A 15,127-nucleotide genomic window follows, 5' to 3' on the forward strand; every position below is an offset into this window, starting at 1 on the left:
GGGTCGGGCGGCGCGGGGTCGGGAACCGGCCAAGGTGGGCGACGTGCCCGATCCCCTCTCACTCAAAGGTATAGACCAATGCTAGGTTGGTCGGGCAGACCGCGCAGTCCTTGACCGCCCGTCAGAGGAGAAGCCATGCCCTCCCCTTCACGGGGCGGCGGCCCGGCCGCCGTGCCCAAGTACCAGCGGATCGCCGCAGCGCTGCGCCGCGATCTCGACCGAGCCGCGCGCACCCCCGGCGGAAGGCTGCCCTCGGAGCGCAGCCTGGCCGCCCGCTACCAGGTCAACCGGCAGACCATCAGGGCCGCGCTGCAGCACCTGCGCGAAGGCGGACTGGTCGTGACCGGGCGCCGCGGCTCCCGCCCCGCCGTCACGGCCGAGGTCCTCCCCACGGCGGCCGATCCGGTGGACTTCGGGCCCGCGTCCCCCGCGCCCGGCCCCACTCGGAGCTGGGTCACGGTGGTCACCGTCCCGCCGTCGATCGCCGTGCCGCTCGGCATGTCCGGCGGGGAGCGCACCCTGGTCCATCACCGGCGGGAGCAGGGCCGGGCGGGGGAGACCCTCCGGCACGCCGTCACCTACTTCAGCCCGGACGCCGTCGCGCGCACCCCCGAACTGGCCGCCTGCCGCAACCGGGCGGAGCACTCCCGCGACGCGGACCCGGCTCCTCTCCGGGGCTGGCTGGAGCGGGTCTCGGCGGCCGGGCGGGTCGCCGAGACCATCACCATGACCCGCACGGTCCACCCGCCGGCCCCGGGCCCCGCCTGCGGCCTGACCGTACGCCGTACTGTCCAGGATCCTTCCGGCAGGCTGCTGGCCGTGACCGACCTGGCCTTCCCCACCTGGGACCACCTGACCTTCCATCGCGACCGCCGCCACCCCGCCGTTGCCGGATTCCGCGTCCTGTAGTCCGGCCGCCCGGCCGAGGCGGCGCGGTCGCTATCCGGCCGGGCCGCCGCGCTCAGGGCACCAAGGCGCGTTCGGGCGTCCCGGTCTCCGATGCCGGCTCGGCCGCCGCCGGCCGGGGCTTCGCGGGCCACCACAGAGACCGGCCCAGGAGCACCGCGCACGCCGGGACCAGCACGATCGACAGGACGAAGGCGGAGAGCAGGATCCCGAGGGCCGTCGCGAAGCCGATCTGCTGGGTGGCCGCGACCGGATTGACCGCGAGGCTGCCGAAGGAGGCGGCCAGTACCACCCCGGCCGTCGCGACGGCGGGCGCGGTGTGCCGCACCGCCCGAGCCACCGCCTCCCGGGCCGGACCGGGCCGCTCCATCTCCTCCCGGATCCGGTCGGTCACCAGGATGTTGTAGTCGGTGCCCAGCGCGACCACGAACAGGAACAGCACCAGTGGCAGCGTGAAGGCCACACCCGGCTGGTCCAGCCCGTGCTGGAAGACGAGCGCCGCGGCACCCAGCGTCGCAGCGAATCCCAGACCCACCGCCAGCATCAGGATCAGCGGGGCGAGGAGGCTGCGCAGCAGCAGGAAGAGGATGAGCGCGATCAGGGCCGCCGCGACCGGGAACACCAGCCGCAGGTCCCGGTCCACGGCCGCCGACACGTCGGCGAACACCGCCGCGGTGCCGCCCACGTGGGCCTCGGTGCCGTCCGGCCGGTGCGCGGAGACCGCGTCGCGAACCGTGCCCGATGCCAGGTCGCGGGCCTCCTGGCCGTGCGGGTCGACGTTCGGGAACAGGTCGAGGCGGGCTGCCCGACGGTCCTCGCTGAGCACCGTCGGGGCGACCTGCCCCACCCCCTCCAGCCGGGACAGTGCGCCGGACAGACCCTCGACCCGGCCGACGGTCAGCGGTGCGCCGTCCGACGTCGTGACGTAGACGCTGATCGGGTCCGACACCCCGGCCGGCATCGCCCGGGAGATCTCGGCCGCGGTGGCCGCGGCGGCCGTCGGCTCACCGCCCGCGTCACCCGACCCGTAGTCCATCCGTATGCCGGCCATGCCGGCGGCGAGGGCGCCGAGCAGGAGGACGGAGGCGACGGCCGCCGTGAGGGGACGCCGGGCCAGCCAGGTGCCCAGCCGGGCGGCCGAGCCGCCGCGGGGCTCGCGCCGGTGGGCCTGGGACGGCCAGAACATCCTGCGCCCGGTGACCGCGAGCAGGGCCGGCATGAAGGTGAGACTCCCGAGCAGCATCACCAGCACGGACACGGCGATGGCCGGACCGAGCACCCGGAACTGTCCGAAGGAGGCCACTCCGAGCGTGGCGAACGCCGCGACGATGGTGAGCGCCGCCGAGGTCACCGCCGTACCCACGCGCCCGGACACCTCGGCCGCGGCGGCCTTGCCCGACTGCTCTGGCCTGCGGCGCAGCTGCTCGCGGAGGCGGAACAGCAGGAAGAGGAAGTAGTCGATGCCGATGCCCACCAGCACGACGTTGATGAGCTGAGGGGTGGACGGGTCGAGGGCGGTACCGGTCAGCATCGCGACACCGACTACCGTGCCCGTCGCGGCGCCGCCGATGACGGACACGGCGATCAGCGGGAGCAGCGCGGCGAGCACGCCGCGGAACACCAGGATGTGCAGCAGGACGATCACACCGAGCATCACGACGCCGATCACCCGGGCCCGGCTCTCCTCGGCGTCGACGCCGTCGACGGCCGAGGCGAGCCCGCCCGTGAAGCCGGTCCGGAACCCGGCCTCCGCGAATCCGGCCCGTGACTGCTCGCGAAAGGCCCGGTAGGTGTCCTGGACTCCTGGGTCCATGGGGTTGCCCTTCAGCTCCACGGACAGGAGCCGGACGCTGCGGTCGGGAGCCGTCACGAGTCCGGCGACCTCCGGGGTCTGCGAATGGTCCTGGGCGAACGGCATCTCCTTCTCGGGTGTGGGCATGACCACCCGGTGGCGTCCCTGCTCCGCGGCCTCCTCGTCGATGCGCCGCTCGTCGTCGGCGCTCAGCTGCGCCCCGTCCGGTCGAGCCACCAGCACGGTGAGCGTGTTGGCGTCCGGTTCCACCCCGAACCGCTCCTCGGCGACCTTCAGGGCCGCCGCCGAGTCGTAGGACGGAGGCAGGAAACTGCCGGTGCTGCTCTGGGTGGCGCGGAAGACGAACGCCTGGCCGGCGATGGCCAGGGCGATGCCGAGCACGGCCCAGAGGGCTATCACCTTCCACGGATTCCTCGTCGAGAACCCGGTCAGGGCGCGGATCACGGTACTCCTCAGGTTGCGGGCGGACCGGGGGCTCCCGGCCGGTCTCCAGACCATCAGGAGCGGGCGGCCGACACGTCGGCGCACGGGAGGAACCGCACCCGGGAGCAGGGTCCGGGGTCCGGCCCCGACCAGGACCACGGTCCTGGTCCGCGGCAGGCCCACGGGACGACGGCAGCGGTCCGCCGGGCTGCCAGAATGGAACGAGAGGAACCGGCACGAACCGCTCCCCGCACCGGTGGGAGGCCCGCCGGCGGGGAGGACCGGCAGGGATGGACACAGGCGCCGACAGGCTGCGCTGGACGCGCAACGACGCACTGGTGGCCCTCGGGGTCGCCGCGGTGGACCTGTTGGGCTTCTCGCTCGGCATCCGGACAGAGGGGGCGTCCGTGCCCGTTCCGGCCGTCTGCGCGCTGGTGGCGGCGGCCGTGTGCCTGCTCGCCCGCCGCAGCCGCCCGGTCGCCGTGCTCGCGGCGGTGCTGCTCCTGGGGGTCGTGCCCAACTTCGCCGTCCCGGATGCCGCACCGCACATCCCGCTCGGCCTCGCCGTTGCCCTGTACTCGGTGGTCCGGTTCAGCAGACCCGCGGTCGCCGCGTCGGCCGCCGTCCTCACCGTGCCGCTGGCCACGGTGGGCCAGGGCGGCCGGCTGGTACCGGCCGGCTGGACGCTCGTCGCCGGCGCTGCGGCCACGGCCCTGGTCGCCGGCGCTGCCCTGGTCGTCAACCGCTGGCATCGGGAGGCCGCAGCCGACCACGCCCGCCGGGCCGAGCGCGCGGTTGCCGAGGAACGCCGCCGGATCGCCCGCGAACTCCACGACATCGTCGCCCACCACATCACCGCCATGCAGCTGATGGCGGGCGGCGCCCGGGCCAATCTGGCACACGACACCGAGGCGGCCCGCGAGGCCCTCGTCAGCCTGGAGGACTCCGGCCGCACCGCCCTGCGCGAGATGCGCCAACTCCTCGACGTGCTGCGCGCCGGAGAGGAACCGGACGACACCCCTCCGGCGCCCCAGCCGGGCGCCGCCGACCTGGAGCGGATCGTCACCGAGTCACGGCTGGCGGGCACCGAGACGGAGTTCACCGTGGGCGGCACCGTGCGCCCGCTGCCGCCCAGCGTCGGCCTCACGGTCTTCCGCATCGTGCAGGAGGCGCTCACCAACACCCGCAAGCACGCCGATCAGGCCCGGGCCCGGGTGCGGCTGACCTACGGACGGGACGAGATCTGTGTGGAGGTGTGCGACGACGGGGCCGGTGTGTCCCCGCCGCCCGCCCGGCCCGCAGCGGCCACCGGGTACGGTCTGATCGGTATGCACGAACGCGTAGCACTCCAGGGCGGAACCCTGGAGGCGTCCGCACGGGACGGCGGCGGATTCCGGGTGGCGGCCTGCCTTCCGGCACCGTCGGGGCGGGGCGGCGAGGGCGGGGAGCCACACCGATGATCCGCGTGCTCATAGCCGACGACCAGCCGCTGGTCCGGCGGGGTCTCGCCCTGATCCTCGGCCCCGACCCCGAGATCGAGGTGGTCGGCGAGGCCGAGGACGGCGCCCAAGCCGTCACCCTCGCCGGGGAGCTGCGGCCCGACGTGGTGGTCATGGACATCCGGATGCCCGTCCTCGACGGCGTCCGGGCCACAACGGAGCTGGCACGGACCCTCCCCGACGTCCGCGTCCTGGCGCTCAGCACCTTCGACATGGACGAGTACGTCGTTTCCGCCCTGCGCGCGGGAGCGTACGGCTTCCTCCCGAAGGACGTCTCCCCGGAGGAACTCTCCGCCGCGGTCCGCACCGTGTACGACGGCGAGGCGGTCGTCGCACCCCGGCTGCTCACCCGGCTGCTCTCCGCCTACGTACGCACCCCCGCGCCGGCCCGCCCGGCCGCGGCCGCCGTGGCGTCCGTCCCACCCGGGATGACTCCGCGCGAACGGGAGATCTGGCGGCTCCTGGCCACCGGCCTCGACAATACGGAGATCGCCGCGGAACTGGACATCAGCGTTTCCACGGTCAAGAACCACATCACCGGCGTCTTCGGCAAGCTGGGCGTCCGCGACCGTGCTCAGGCGGTCATCGCGGCCTACGAATCGGGCCTGGTGGAGGCAGGTTGCGGGAGCGGTTGATCACCAAGTGCCCGCAAGAGGATCGGAATCCTCCTGGTGTCCCTACCTCTGACCAGCCGGAACACTGGATGATTCGCCCGTGCGGAGGAGGCCTCGGCCATGGCACAGTGCGATCAGCCCGCCCGCACGACCAGGGAGCCACCATGCGCGATCCGCACGTCACGCCGCTCGCGGCCGCCCCCGGCTGCCTGCCCGGGGCCGGTCCGCTGCCGTGCTGTCCGGTGTGTGGCGGAGTGCCGGAGCGCATCTCCTGGCGCCAGCGACCGGCACAGCCGGTACGGCTGGTCTTCGACCCCTGCGGTCACCACTGGAGCACCCCAGCTCCGCCCGTCCTCGCGGTCACCCCACCACGGGCGCACGGTCACGCCGACGCCGGCTGAGCCGACGGATGCGCGTGCCTCGTACCCGCCCGGGAGCACCTGAGCGACCCGGTCGCCGCCGACCGCGATGCCGGCCCTGGTGGAGTCGCGTTTCCAGGTGCTGCCGGACGCCGGACGGTGCGGGGGCACAGCCGGGCCGGGCGCGCCGGGCCCGACGGGGAAGGCCGCGGGGGAGCCCGCCGGGGCGGTCATGAGCTCCTGAGGACGACGAGCCGGCGGGTCGCGCGGGTCATGGCGACGTACCGGTCCACGGCTCCCTCGATCCCCTGGCCGAACCGATCCGGGTCGACGAGGACGACCAGGTCGAATTCGAGCCCCTTCGACAGCGACGGCGTCAGCGAACGGACGCGCGGGGTCGGCCGGAACGCCGGGTCGCCGATGACACAGGCGATCCCCCCGCGGTGCGTGCTGAGCCAGCTCTCCAGGAGCGGTTCCAGGTCGGTGACGGATCCGTGGACGACGGGGATGCCGCTGCTGCGGATGGACGTCGGTACGTTGGCATCGGGGAGCACGGCCCGGATGGCGGGCTCGGCCTCGGCCATGACCTCCTCCGGGGTGCGGTAGTTGATGCTCAGGGAGGCCACCGTGATCCGGTCGAAGCCGACGCGTTCGAGTCGATCCGTCCAGGACTCCGCGAACCCGTGCCGTGCCTGGGCCCGGTCGCCGACGACCGTGAAGCTCCGCGATGGGCAACGGGCCAGCAGCATCTGCCATTCGGCGTCGGTCAGCTCCTGCGCCTCGTCCACGACGACGTGCGCGAACGGGCCGGCCAGGAGGTCCGGTTCGGCACCGGGCAGCGCGCTCCGGTCGACCAGGGCCTCCTGGAGGTCGCGACCGTGCAGCATCCCCATCGCGCCCTCGCTCTCGTCGATCTCGACGTTCTGCAGCAGACTGTCGATGACGTCGGCCCTGCGTGCGCGCTCGGCGGCCGCGGCCGCCTCGTGCCGGCGCCGGCGCACGGATGCCTCCGCGTCCCCCAGCCGCTGCCGGGCCGCGTCCAGGAACGGCAGGTCGGACACCGTCCAGGCTTGGGCCTCCGCCCGCTGCAACCTGGCCACGTCCTCGGGCCCCAGCCAGGGCGCGCACCTGCGCAGGTAGGCCGGCACCGACCACAGGTCCCCGACGACGTCGGTCGCCTCCAGCATCGGCCACGCCCGGTTGAGGGCCCTGGTGAACTCCCTGTCCTGCAATAGGGACCGCCGCAGCAGCTCCGGCGGGACGTCGTGGCCCTCGCCGCCGTCCTCGTGCCGGGCCATGAGGACCGTGAGCAGTTCCTCCAGGATCTGCTCACGGGCCTCGTTGTGCGGGGTTCCCGGCTCCACCGCGTCGAACGCCGCCGCCCAGTCGTCCGCGCTCAGCCAGACGTCGGACCAGTGACTGGAGACGGTCATCCCCCGGGTCGGCGGTTCCTCGTGGACGCGGACGGCCGCGTCGATCGCCTTCACCAGGTCCGCCGAGGACTTGAGCCGGGCCACGGCCGGGTCGCGCTCTTCCGCCGCCCCGGCGCCCTCCGCCACCAGGTCGCGCAGCGTGCAGGTCTGTACGCCCTCTTCGCCGAGGCTGGGCAGCACGTCGGCGACGTAGGCCAGGTAGGGCTGGTGCGGGCCGACGAACAGGACGCCGCCGCGGCGGTGGCCGAGGCGGGGGTCGGAGTAGAGGAGATGGGCCGCGCGGTGCAGTGCGACGACGGTCTTGCCCGTACCGGGTCCGCCGTCGACGACGAGGGCGCCGCGGGAGCCCGCCCGGATGACGGCGTCCTGGTCGGCCTGGATGGTGGAGAGCACGTCGCGCATCCGGGGCGACCGGTCACCGCCCAGGCTGGCGATGAACGCGGACTGGTCGTCCAGAGCAGCGTGGCCCTCGAGCGCGTCGCTGCTGAACACCTCGTCCCAGTAGTCGCTGATCCGGCCACTGGTCCAGCGGTAGCGGCGGCGGCTCGCCAGCCCCATCGGGTCGGCGTGGGTCGCCGCGAAGAACGGCTCGGCCGCCGGGGCGCGCCAGTCGAGCAGCAGCCGGCGCCCCGCGCTGTCGGTGAGGCCGAGCCGCCCCACGTACACGGGCTCCCGGCCGTCGGCCGGGACGATGCGTCCCAGGCACAGGTCGAGTCCGAAGCGGCGCAGGGTGCGCAGGCGCGCGGTCAGGCGGTGGATCTCCGCGTCCCGGTCCATCGCCTCACGGCCGATGCGTCCGGGTGCCCTGCGTTCGGCGTCGAGGCGCGCGGAGAGTTCGGCGATGGACTGGGCGAGGCTCTCCGAAACGGCCGCGAAGTGCTGTTCGTCGCCGTCGGTCAGGGCCGGGTCGGCCTTGGGGGAGAGATGGTCGGGAAGGTCGAACGCGCTGCGGGTCCGCGGGGCGGCCGGAACCGGCTCGACGTCGCCGCACGATGGGTGAACCGGCAAGAACGCATGCACTTCGTGAATCTCCCATTTCTGCAGCTTCTGGTTTCGGTGCGCGATTTTGCCCCGCCGACGGGGCCTTGCCGCAAGCCCCCCGGTGCGCTATAAGTTGAGAGTGGCAAGGAGTGGGTTCACCTCCTTGACTCTTCTCGTCGACCTTCTCGTCCGCTCAGGACGCTTCCCGCAGCCCCGTCCGTCGCGCCTCGACGCCTGCCCACTGCTGCCCGGCACCGCTGCACCGCCCCTTGCCGCGTGCGGTTTCCGGGCACCCGCACATGTCTGATAGATGCTCAAAGATGCTTGAGCGGAAGCCATTTCGAGCAGAATCCTTCAAGCGGGCGGCCCTGAACGCTATCTTGCCGGGTGCATGCCAAAGAGCTGTGTCCGTCTCCGGACCGCACGAGGAGCTGCCCCATGAGACTGCCAAGCTTCAGCAGGAGCCGACGGGTCCCCTTATCCGGACGGCCGCGCACACCACGGCGACGGGGCCCCCGCACCCCGGGCACCGCCCTGCTCGCCGCCGCCCTCGCCGTCGCGGGACTGGCCGCCGCCGGACCACTCGTCGCACCCGCCACCGCCGTCCCCTCGGGGGCCACGGCCACCGCGGGCGATGTCACCGGCTTCACCCGGTCCGGCAACACCTTCACCATCACGGCCTCCAGTGGTGCCAAGGCCCGCGTGGTCGTCGCCCGCGCCGACATCTTCCGCCTCTGGCTCTCGCCCGATGGGACCTTCACCGACGACCCGGCAGGCTCCGACCTCGCCGTCACCACCGATTTCGGCTCGGTGGCGGCAACCCACAGTGACGCGGGCGCGTACCACCGGATCAGCACGGGCTCCCTCTCGATCAGGGTCGACAAGTCGCCGCTGCGTTTTTCCGTCTACCGCGCGGACGACACCACCCCCGTCTGGCAGGAGACCCGGCCCACCAGCTGGACCGGCAACCGCACCACACAGCACCTCGCCCTCGGCGCGGACGAGCAGTTCTACGGCACCGGCCTGCGCCTCGGCGCGTGGGCGCTGCGCGGCCGCACCGTCCCCATCGCCGTCGACAACAAGTGGCGCGAGAACGACAACGCGAGCCCCGCCCCCTTCTACATGTCCACCAACGGCTACGGCGTGATGCGCAACACCTGGGCCCCGGGCTCCTACGGCTTCAACGCCCCCACCACCCTCACCCACGACGAAAGGCGCTTCGACGCCTGGTACTTCACGGGCGACTCGCCGAAATCCGTGCTCGACGCCTACACCGACGTCAGCGGAAAACCCTTCCTGGCGCCGCTGTGGGGCTTCGAGCTCGGCAACGCCGACTGCTTCAACGCCTCCAACCCCGACTACCAGGGCGACCACGGCCGCCCCCGCCACCAGAGCACCCCCGACGTCGTCGGCTACGCGTCGGACGCCCGCGCCGCCGACATGCCCTCGGGCTGGTTCCTTCCCAACGACGGCTACGGCTGCGGCTACACCGCACCACTGAAGCCGACCGTCGACGCCCTCAGGGCCAAGGGCTTCCAGACCGGCCTGTGGACTTCCACCGGCCTCGGGGCCATCACCGACGAGGTGGGAACCGCCGGCAGCCGTGCTGTGAAGACCGACGTCGCATGGATCGGAAGCGGCTACAAACACGCCTTCGACGGCGTGCGGCAGGCCGTCGAAGGAATCGAGAAGAACTCCGACGCCCGCCGCTTCGTCTGGACCGTCGACGGCTGGGCGGGCACCCAGCGCAACGCCGTCGTCTGGACCGGCGACACCTACGGCACCTGGGACGACATGCGCTGGCACGTCCCCGCCATCACCGGCGCGGGCCTTTCCGGCCTCAACTACGCCGCCGGCGACATCGACGGGATCTTCGGCGGCAGCCCGAAGACGTACACCCGCGACCTCCAGTGGAAGGCCTTCACCCCCGCCTTCATGACCATGTCGGGCTGGGGAGCGGTCAACCCGTCCGCCGGCTACCGCGACAAGCAGCCGTGGCGCTTCGCCGAGCCGTACCTGTCCGTCAACCGCAAGTACCTGCAGCTGAAGATGCGACTGATGCCCTACCTCTACACGATGAGCCGCGTCGCCCACGAGACCGGCGTTCCCAGCACCCGTGCCATGGTGCTGGAGTATCCCGACGACCCGGTCGCCCGCGGCAACGCCACCAGCGGCCAGTTCATGGCGGGCGACTCCCTCCTCGTCGCCCCCGTCGTCTCCGACACCGAGGTCCGCGACGGCGTCTACCTGCCCGCCGGCACCTGGACCGACTACTGGACGGGCCGCACGTACGCGGGCCCCGGCTGGCTCGACGGGTACCCGGCCCCCCTCGATATCCTCCCGCTGTTCGTCAAGGGCGGCGGCATCGTGCCGATGTGGCCGCAGATGAACTACACGGGGGAGAAGCCGGTCTCCACCCTCGCCTACGACATCCACCCACGTGGCGCCTCCTCCTTCAGCCTCTACGAGGACGACGGCCGCACCCGCGCCCACGAGTCCGGCGCCTACGCCCTCCAGCGGGTCGACGTCACCGCGCCGACGACGGGCACCGGCACGGTCACCGTCTCCGTCGGCGCCCCCACGGGCAGCTACGCAGGCAAACCGGCGGCCCGCGGCTACGAGTTCACCCTCCACGTGTCCGCCGCGCCCACCGCCGTCACGGTGGACCGGGCCGCCGTGCCGCGCCTGGCCTCCTCCTCCGCCTACGACTCCGCCGCCACCGGCTGGTTCTTCGATCCGGCCGACCGCGAGGGCGTCCTGAGGGTCAAGACCGGCACCACGTCCGGTGCCTTCACCGTTTCGGCTGCCGGCACCGCCGTCCCCGCCGCCGAGCCCCTGCCCTCCTCCGCCCCGATCGACCGGGCGGGTTGGTCCCTGATCCACGCCGACAGCCAGGAGACGGCCGCCGAGAACGGCGCCGCCGTCGGTGCCTTCGACGGCGACCCCGCGACGATGTGGCACACCGCCTGGTCCTCCGGTACGCCCGCGGCGCTCCCGCACGAGATCCGGATCGACCTCGGCGCCCGCTACACCCTCGACTCCCTCGGCTACCTCCCGCGCCAGGACGGCGGGGTCAACGGCCGCATCGGCGGCTACGAGGTCTACGTCCGCGACACCGGCGCCGACTGGGGTGCGCCGGTGGCGAGCGGCACCTTCGCCGACACCGCCGCCGCCAAGACCACCGTCCTCGCCCCGAAGACCGGCCGCCACCTCCGACTCAGAGCCTTGACCGAGGCCGGCGGCCGCGGCCCCTGGACCAGTGCCGCCGAGATCACCCTCACCGGCCGGGCCGCCGGGCCCCCGGAGCGAGCCGCCCCCGACCGCTGACCCCTGGCCGCCGCCGAGCACGGCCCGGCACTCCCGCCGGGCCGTGCTCCCGCAGCCATGCGGCCGTGCTGTCCGACACGGACCCTCCCGGGAACCGGCTTCGGGGTGGTGGGTCGGCACCCGTCCGCACCTCTCGCCGGGGGTCCGGACCCCGTGGCGAAGGCGGGGACGGGTTGCCGCCCGGGCCCTGCACCGATCCTGATCCACCCCAAAACCCAAGTCAATCCTCTGGTTTCCTCCCCACATCCAAGGAATACCTTGGGTCTCATGACCCTCGACGACCTCCGCGTGTTCGTGGCCGTCTGCCGCGCCGGCAGCCTCAGTGCCGTCGCCCGCGACCTCGGCTGCACCCAGTCCGCCGTCAGCCAGCACGTCCGCCGTCTGGAGAAGGAGACCGGTACCGGCCTGCTGGAGCGGCACGCCCGCGGCGTCGTGCCGACCGAGGCCGGCCGTATCGTGCAAGCGGCCGCAGCCGATGGCATCGCCGGTCTCGACGGCGCCCTGCGCCGCGTGGAGGAGCTGGTACGGGGCGGCGGCGGCAGCGTGCGTGTCACCACGGGCGCGACGACCGTGCGGCACTTCATGTCCGAGGCCGTCGTCTCCTTCCGTCGCAGTCACCCCGGGGTGAGCCTGGAGTTCCAGACCGAGAACTCCAGCAGCGGCTGCTTCGACGCCCTCGCCTCCGGCGACCTCGACCTCGCCTGGATCACCATCGGCGGCCCCGTCCGCGGCATCGAGCAGCGCCCCGTGATGGAACTGCCCTGGGTGCTCGCGGTCGGCGCCGACGACCCCCTCGCCCGACGGGACGCACTCACCCCGGCCGACCTCGCCGGGATCCGTCACATCCGGCTGCCCCGGAACTCCGCCTCCCGGGCCCACCTCGACGCCGCCTTCGCCGAGTCCGGCATCCACGTGCGCTCCGACACCAGCGTGGCGGACTGGGACACCGCCCTGCTGCTCGCCGAACTAGGCCTGGGCCATGCCGTGGTGCCGGCCCTGCCCGGCTGGCAGGTCCCCGGCTCCGACGGCCCGCTGCGCCTGGTGCCGGTCCCCGCCCTGCCGCCGCTCGCCGTCGGCTGGGCCGTCCGCCGCTGGGCGGCCCTCGCCCCGCCGGCCCTCGTCTTCGCCGACGAGGTGGCCCGCAGCTGCCGGGCGCGCGCGGCCGGGCAGCCGTGAGGCCGCCGCCAGACCGGCCGCCGCCAGCACGGCCAGGGCCGTCAGCGACGGCCCCCGCACTCCGGTGCCCGCGGCGACCGCGATGCCCAGGGCCGGGCCCACGTTCATGGCGGTCTGCTTCAGCCCGCCGACGACCCCGGCGTATTCGGCCGGGGCCTCGCCGACCACCGCGCCGGTGGCGGTGACCATGACGGTGGCGAAGCCGGCGCCGAGCACCGCGAAGGCGGGCCCCGAGGCGGAGCCCAGCCCGGCGATCCCGGCGGCGACCAGCGCCGTACCGGTCAACGCGGTCCGGCGCGCCCCGAACCGCCGCAGTGCCATCCCCGCCACCGGAGCACCGGCGATGATCGCCACCGTCAGCGGCAGCACCCGCAGTCCGGTGTCCAGCGGGCCCAGCCCGTAGACGTCCTGGAGCCGGAACGCCGCCGTGAACAAGGCCCCGAACATGCCTGCGGAGACCGCCAGCAGCAAGGCCATCGAGGCCGTGACCGCTCGGGCCCGGGCCACGGCCGGGGGGAGCAGCGGCCGCGCCGAGCGCCGCTCACGGCGTACGAACAAGGCTGCGAGCCCGGCGGCACCCGCGAACCCGAGCAGCGTCGACGTCGCCGTCCATCCGTGCTCGGGCACGCCCACCAGCGCGTGCACGAAGACCGCGAGGGCAGTGGCGAGCAGAGCCGCGCCACCGAGTTCCCACCGTCGCGCCCGCGCACCCGCCGGCGGCGCAGGGGTCCGAACGGCGAGCGTCAGCGCGGCGGTCAGCACGGCGACGGGCACGTTGAGTACGAACACGGCCCGCCAGTCCCACCAGGCCGCCAGCAGACCGCCCAGCAGTGGACCGGCGGCCGCGGCTGCCCCGATCGCGCTGGTCCGTACGGCCACCGGCGTGGCCAGCCGCTCGGGCGGATACGCCAGCCTCAGCAGCGCCAGCGTCGCCGGCTGGAGCAGCGCACCGAACAGGCCCTGCACGGCGCGCAGTGCGATCACCCAGCCCACGCCCGGCGCTGACACGATGCCCGCCGAGGCCGCGGCGAACCCGAGCACGCCGACGAACAGCAGCCGGGCGTGCCCGTACCGGTCACCGAGCCGCCCGGCGGGCACCAGGAACGCGGCCACCGCCAGTAGGTAGGCGGTACTGGTCCACTGGACCTGCGCGACGCTTGCCCCGAGGTCGCGGCCCAGGCTCGGCTGCGCCACCGCCAACACGGTGCCGTCGAGCGCGACGAGCATCGCTCCGGTCACACTGACCAGCAGGGTGGCCCGCTGCCTCACGCGGGAGTACCCCCGAGGTGCGCGTCGACGGCCGCGTCGACCAGCCGGTCCGCACCCACGGCCGGGTCCTCGCCCAGGGCCAGGGGCAGGCTGCCCCAGCGCCACAGCTGTGCCACGCCGTGCAGGTTGGCCCACAGCGCGGCGGCGGTGAGGGACGGCTCGGCCGCCCCGCAGCGGGCGACGAGCGTGACGAGAAGGGTGAACAGCGGCAGGGTCGACTCCCGCAGCCGCGGTTCGTCCGACGGGTCCCGGCCCGTACTGTCGAGCAGGTCGTGGCGGAACATCAGCTCGAACATTCCGGGGTTCTCCCGTGCGTAGCCGACGTAAGTGCGCCCGATCGCCCGCACCCGTTCTCGCGGCGATGCCTGCCCCGCCGCGGCCTCCAGCGCGCCGACCTGCTCGCCGAGATCGGCGAAGCCGCGCCGGGCGATCGCCGACAGCAGGGAGTGGTGGCTGGGGAAGTACCGCCGCGGCGCCCCGTGCGAGACCCCCGCCCGTCGGGCGATCTCCCGCAGTCCGAGGGCTGAGGTGCCCTCGCTCGCAACGAGCTCGGCGCCGGCGTCGATCAGTCGTTCCCGCAGATGTCTCTCCTGGTTCATGGACCCTTGTCTACCAGCGGGAGTAGACAGTGTCTACCGCTCGCGCCGGGGGTCGGGCCGGAGCGGCGGCCGCTGACGGGACGCGCGGCGCGGCGCGGAGGATGATGGTGGGGCGGGGGACGAGGAGGAGGTGCACCTGCCATGACGGAGCACGACGGCGGTCCGTCGGCACGCACGTTGGAGGAGGGCCGGCTGCTCAAGGAGCTGGAGGCCATCCACCGCACGCGCCACGAGACCCTCTTGTACGGGTCCGACGACGCCCTGGTCACGCACACGAAGCGGATGAACGAACTGGAGCACGAGTACGTGCGCCGCCATCCGCAGCGAGCCCAGACCGCCGCGCGCACCCGATCGGGAGCCCGCGCCCGCACCGACGGCGAGCGCAGGGAACGGCCCATGTGATCAGGGGTCGTCCCGTTCGGCCGCCCGCGGGGCGACCGCTTCGTGACGTGCTGCCGAGGTGTCGTCGTGGGCCCCGTTGGGTCGCCCGCGGGACGACTCCTCGGTGAATCGGCGCGACGGCACGTGTGTGCCGCCGTCCCGGCGGCGCCCCCTGTCCCGCCCTGCCTGTCCCGCCCCGCCTGTCCCCCTATCCCCACCTGCCGTTCCGCGCCCGGCCCGGCGCTGGTGGCGGCGACGCGGACCGGTCGAGGAGGGCGGTGGGAGAGGAATCGCCGGCGGAGGCCCCTTCGGTCCACCAGTTATGGGTCGCCTTTGGCTCGAATGAG

General features: G+C 73.6%; 10 protein-coding genes and 1 pseudogene. 7 read left to right on the plus strand and 4 right to left on the minus strand.

The genetic code is table 11. The features are described 5' to 3' along the window. Nucleotides 1-135 precede the first annotated feature (135 nt). Nucleotides 136-909 (plus strand): GntR family transcriptional regulator, encoded by a 774-nt coding sequence (locus R4Z63_RS31155; protein WP_384453253.1) that lies wholly within the window; start codon nucleotides 136-138, stop codon nucleotides 907-909. Nucleotides 910-961: 52 nt separating this feature from the next. Here R4Z63_RS31155 and R4Z63_RS31160 read toward each other — a convergent pair whose 3' ends face one another. Further along, nucleotides 962-3,163 carry an MMPL family transporter gene (locus R4Z63_RS31160; protein ID WP_384453250.1) on the minus strand — a complete coding sequence of 734 codons (2,202 nt, stop codon included), beginning with the start codon at nucleotides 3,161-3,163 and terminating at the stop codon, nucleotides 962-964. Nucleotides 3,164-3,432: 269 nt separating this feature from the next. On the opposite strand from R4Z63_RS31160, the gene R4Z63_RS31165 reads away from it, so the two are divergent. The 3 genes from R4Z63_RS31165 (at nucleotide 3,433) to R4Z63_RS31175 (ending at nucleotide 5,656) form a co-directional block, all read left to right on the plus strand. After that, complete coding sequence (locus tag R4Z63_RS31165; protein WP_384453247.1) at nucleotides 3,433-4,602, plus strand: sensor histidine kinase; 1,170 nt, start codon at nucleotides 3,433-3,435, stop codon at nucleotides 4,600-4,602. Beyond that, nucleotides 4,599-5,276, plus strand: a complete 678-nt coding sequence (locus tag R4Z63_RS31170; RefSeq protein WP_384453245.1) for a response regulator — start codon at nucleotides 4,599-4,601, stop codon at nucleotides 5,274-5,276. The genes R4Z63_RS31165 and R4Z63_RS31170 overlap by 4 nt, the downstream gene beginning before the upstream one ends. A 143-nt stretch (nucleotides 5,277-5,419) precedes the next feature. Then, entirely contained in the window at nucleotides 5,420-5,656 is a 237-nt protein-coding gene (locus R4Z63_RS31175) for a hypothetical protein (RefSeq protein WP_384453242.1), read from the plus strand. 188 nt (nucleotides 5,657-5,844) lie between these two features. Here the strand turns inward: R4Z63_RS31175 and helR are convergent, their stop codons facing one another. Further along, nucleotides 5,845-8,055 (minus strand): RNA polymerase recycling motor ATPase HelR, encoded by a 2,211-nt coding sequence (helR, locus tag R4Z63_RS31180; protein ID WP_384453239.1) that lies wholly within the window; start codon nucleotides 8,053-8,055, stop codon nucleotides 5,845-5,847. A 411-nt stretch (nucleotides 8,056-8,466) separates the two neighbouring features. Here helR and R4Z63_RS31185 point away from each other — a divergent pair, with 411 nt between their 5' ends. Next, the gene (locus R4Z63_RS31185; protein ID WP_384453237.1) at nucleotides 8,467-11,355 is read left to right on the plus strand and encodes a TIM-barrel domain-containing protein; all 2,889 of its coding nucleotides are present in this window, start codon (nucleotides 8,467-8,469) and stop codon (nucleotides 11,353-11,355) included. 267 nt (nucleotides 11,356-11,622) lie between these two features. Beyond that, the gene (locus tag R4Z63_RS31190; RefSeq protein ID WP_384453234.1) at nucleotides 11,623-12,531 is read left to right on the plus strand and encodes a LysR family transcriptional regulator; all 909 of its coding nucleotides are present in this window, start codon (nucleotides 11,623-11,625) and stop codon (nucleotides 12,529-12,531) included. On the opposite strand, the pseudogene R4Z63_RS31195 reads toward R4Z63_RS31190, so the two are convergent. Next, nucleotides 12,499-13,758 (minus strand): annotated as a pseudogene (locus tag R4Z63_RS31195) (MFS transporter); the annotation flags it as partial. The gene R4Z63_RS31190 and the pseudogene R4Z63_RS31195 sit on opposite strands and share 33 nt — an antisense overlap. Before the next feature lie 38 nt (nucleotides 13,759-13,796). After that, on the minus strand, nucleotides 13,797-14,399 hold the full coding sequence (locus R4Z63_RS31200; RefSeq protein WP_037917313.1) for a TetR/AcrR family transcriptional regulator: 603 nt from the start codon (nucleotides 14,397-14,399) through the stop codon (nucleotides 13,797-13,799). Between the two features lie 141 nt (nucleotides 14,400-14,540). Between R4Z63_RS31200 and R4Z63_RS31205 the strand changes: the two genes are divergently transcribed. Continuing rightward, on the plus strand, nucleotides 14,541-14,801 hold the full coding sequence (locus R4Z63_RS31205; RefSeq protein ID WP_037917315.1) for a DUF6158 family protein: 261 nt from the start codon (nucleotides 14,541-14,543) through the stop codon (nucleotides 14,799-14,801). Nucleotides 14,802-15,127 lie beyond the last annotated feature (326 nt).

This window comes from Streptomyces sp. PL-29 (assembly GCF_058344425.1).

Excerpts from the sequence above, each read along its gene's own strand:
- R4Z63_RS31205 (WP_037917315.1), top strand. The coding sequence starts at position 14,541 with ATGACGGAGCACGACGGCGGTCCGTCGGCACGCACGTTGGAGGAGGGC.
- R4Z63_RS31165 (WP_384453247.1), top strand. The coding sequence starts at position 3,433 with ATGGACACAGGCGCCGACAGGCTGCGCTGGACGCGCAACGACGCACTG.
- R4Z63_RS31200 (WP_037917313.1), bottom strand. The coding sequence starts at position 14,399 with ATGAACCAGGAGAGACATCTGCGGGAACGACTGATCGACGCCGGCGCC.
- R4Z63_RS31190 (WP_384453234.1), top strand. The coding sequence starts at position 11,623 with ATGACCCTCGACGACCTCCGCGTGTTCGTGGCCGTCTGCCGCGCCGGC.
- R4Z63_RS31175 (WP_384453242.1), top strand. The coding sequence starts at position 5,420 with ATGCGCGATCCGCACGTCACGCCGCTCGCGGCCGCCCCCGGCTGCCTG.
- R4Z63_RS31155 (WP_384453253.1), top strand. The coding sequence starts at position 136 with ATGCCCTCCCCTTCACGGGGCGGCGGCCCGGCCGCCGTGCCCAAGTAC.
- R4Z63_RS31185 (WP_384453237.1), top strand. The coding sequence starts at position 8,467 with ATGAGACTGCCAAGCTTCAGCAGGAGCCGACGGGTCCCCTTATCCGGA.
- R4Z63_RS31170 (WP_384453245.1), top strand. The coding sequence starts at position 4,599 with ATGATCCGCGTGCTCATAGCCGACGACCAGCCGCTGGTCCGGCGGGGT.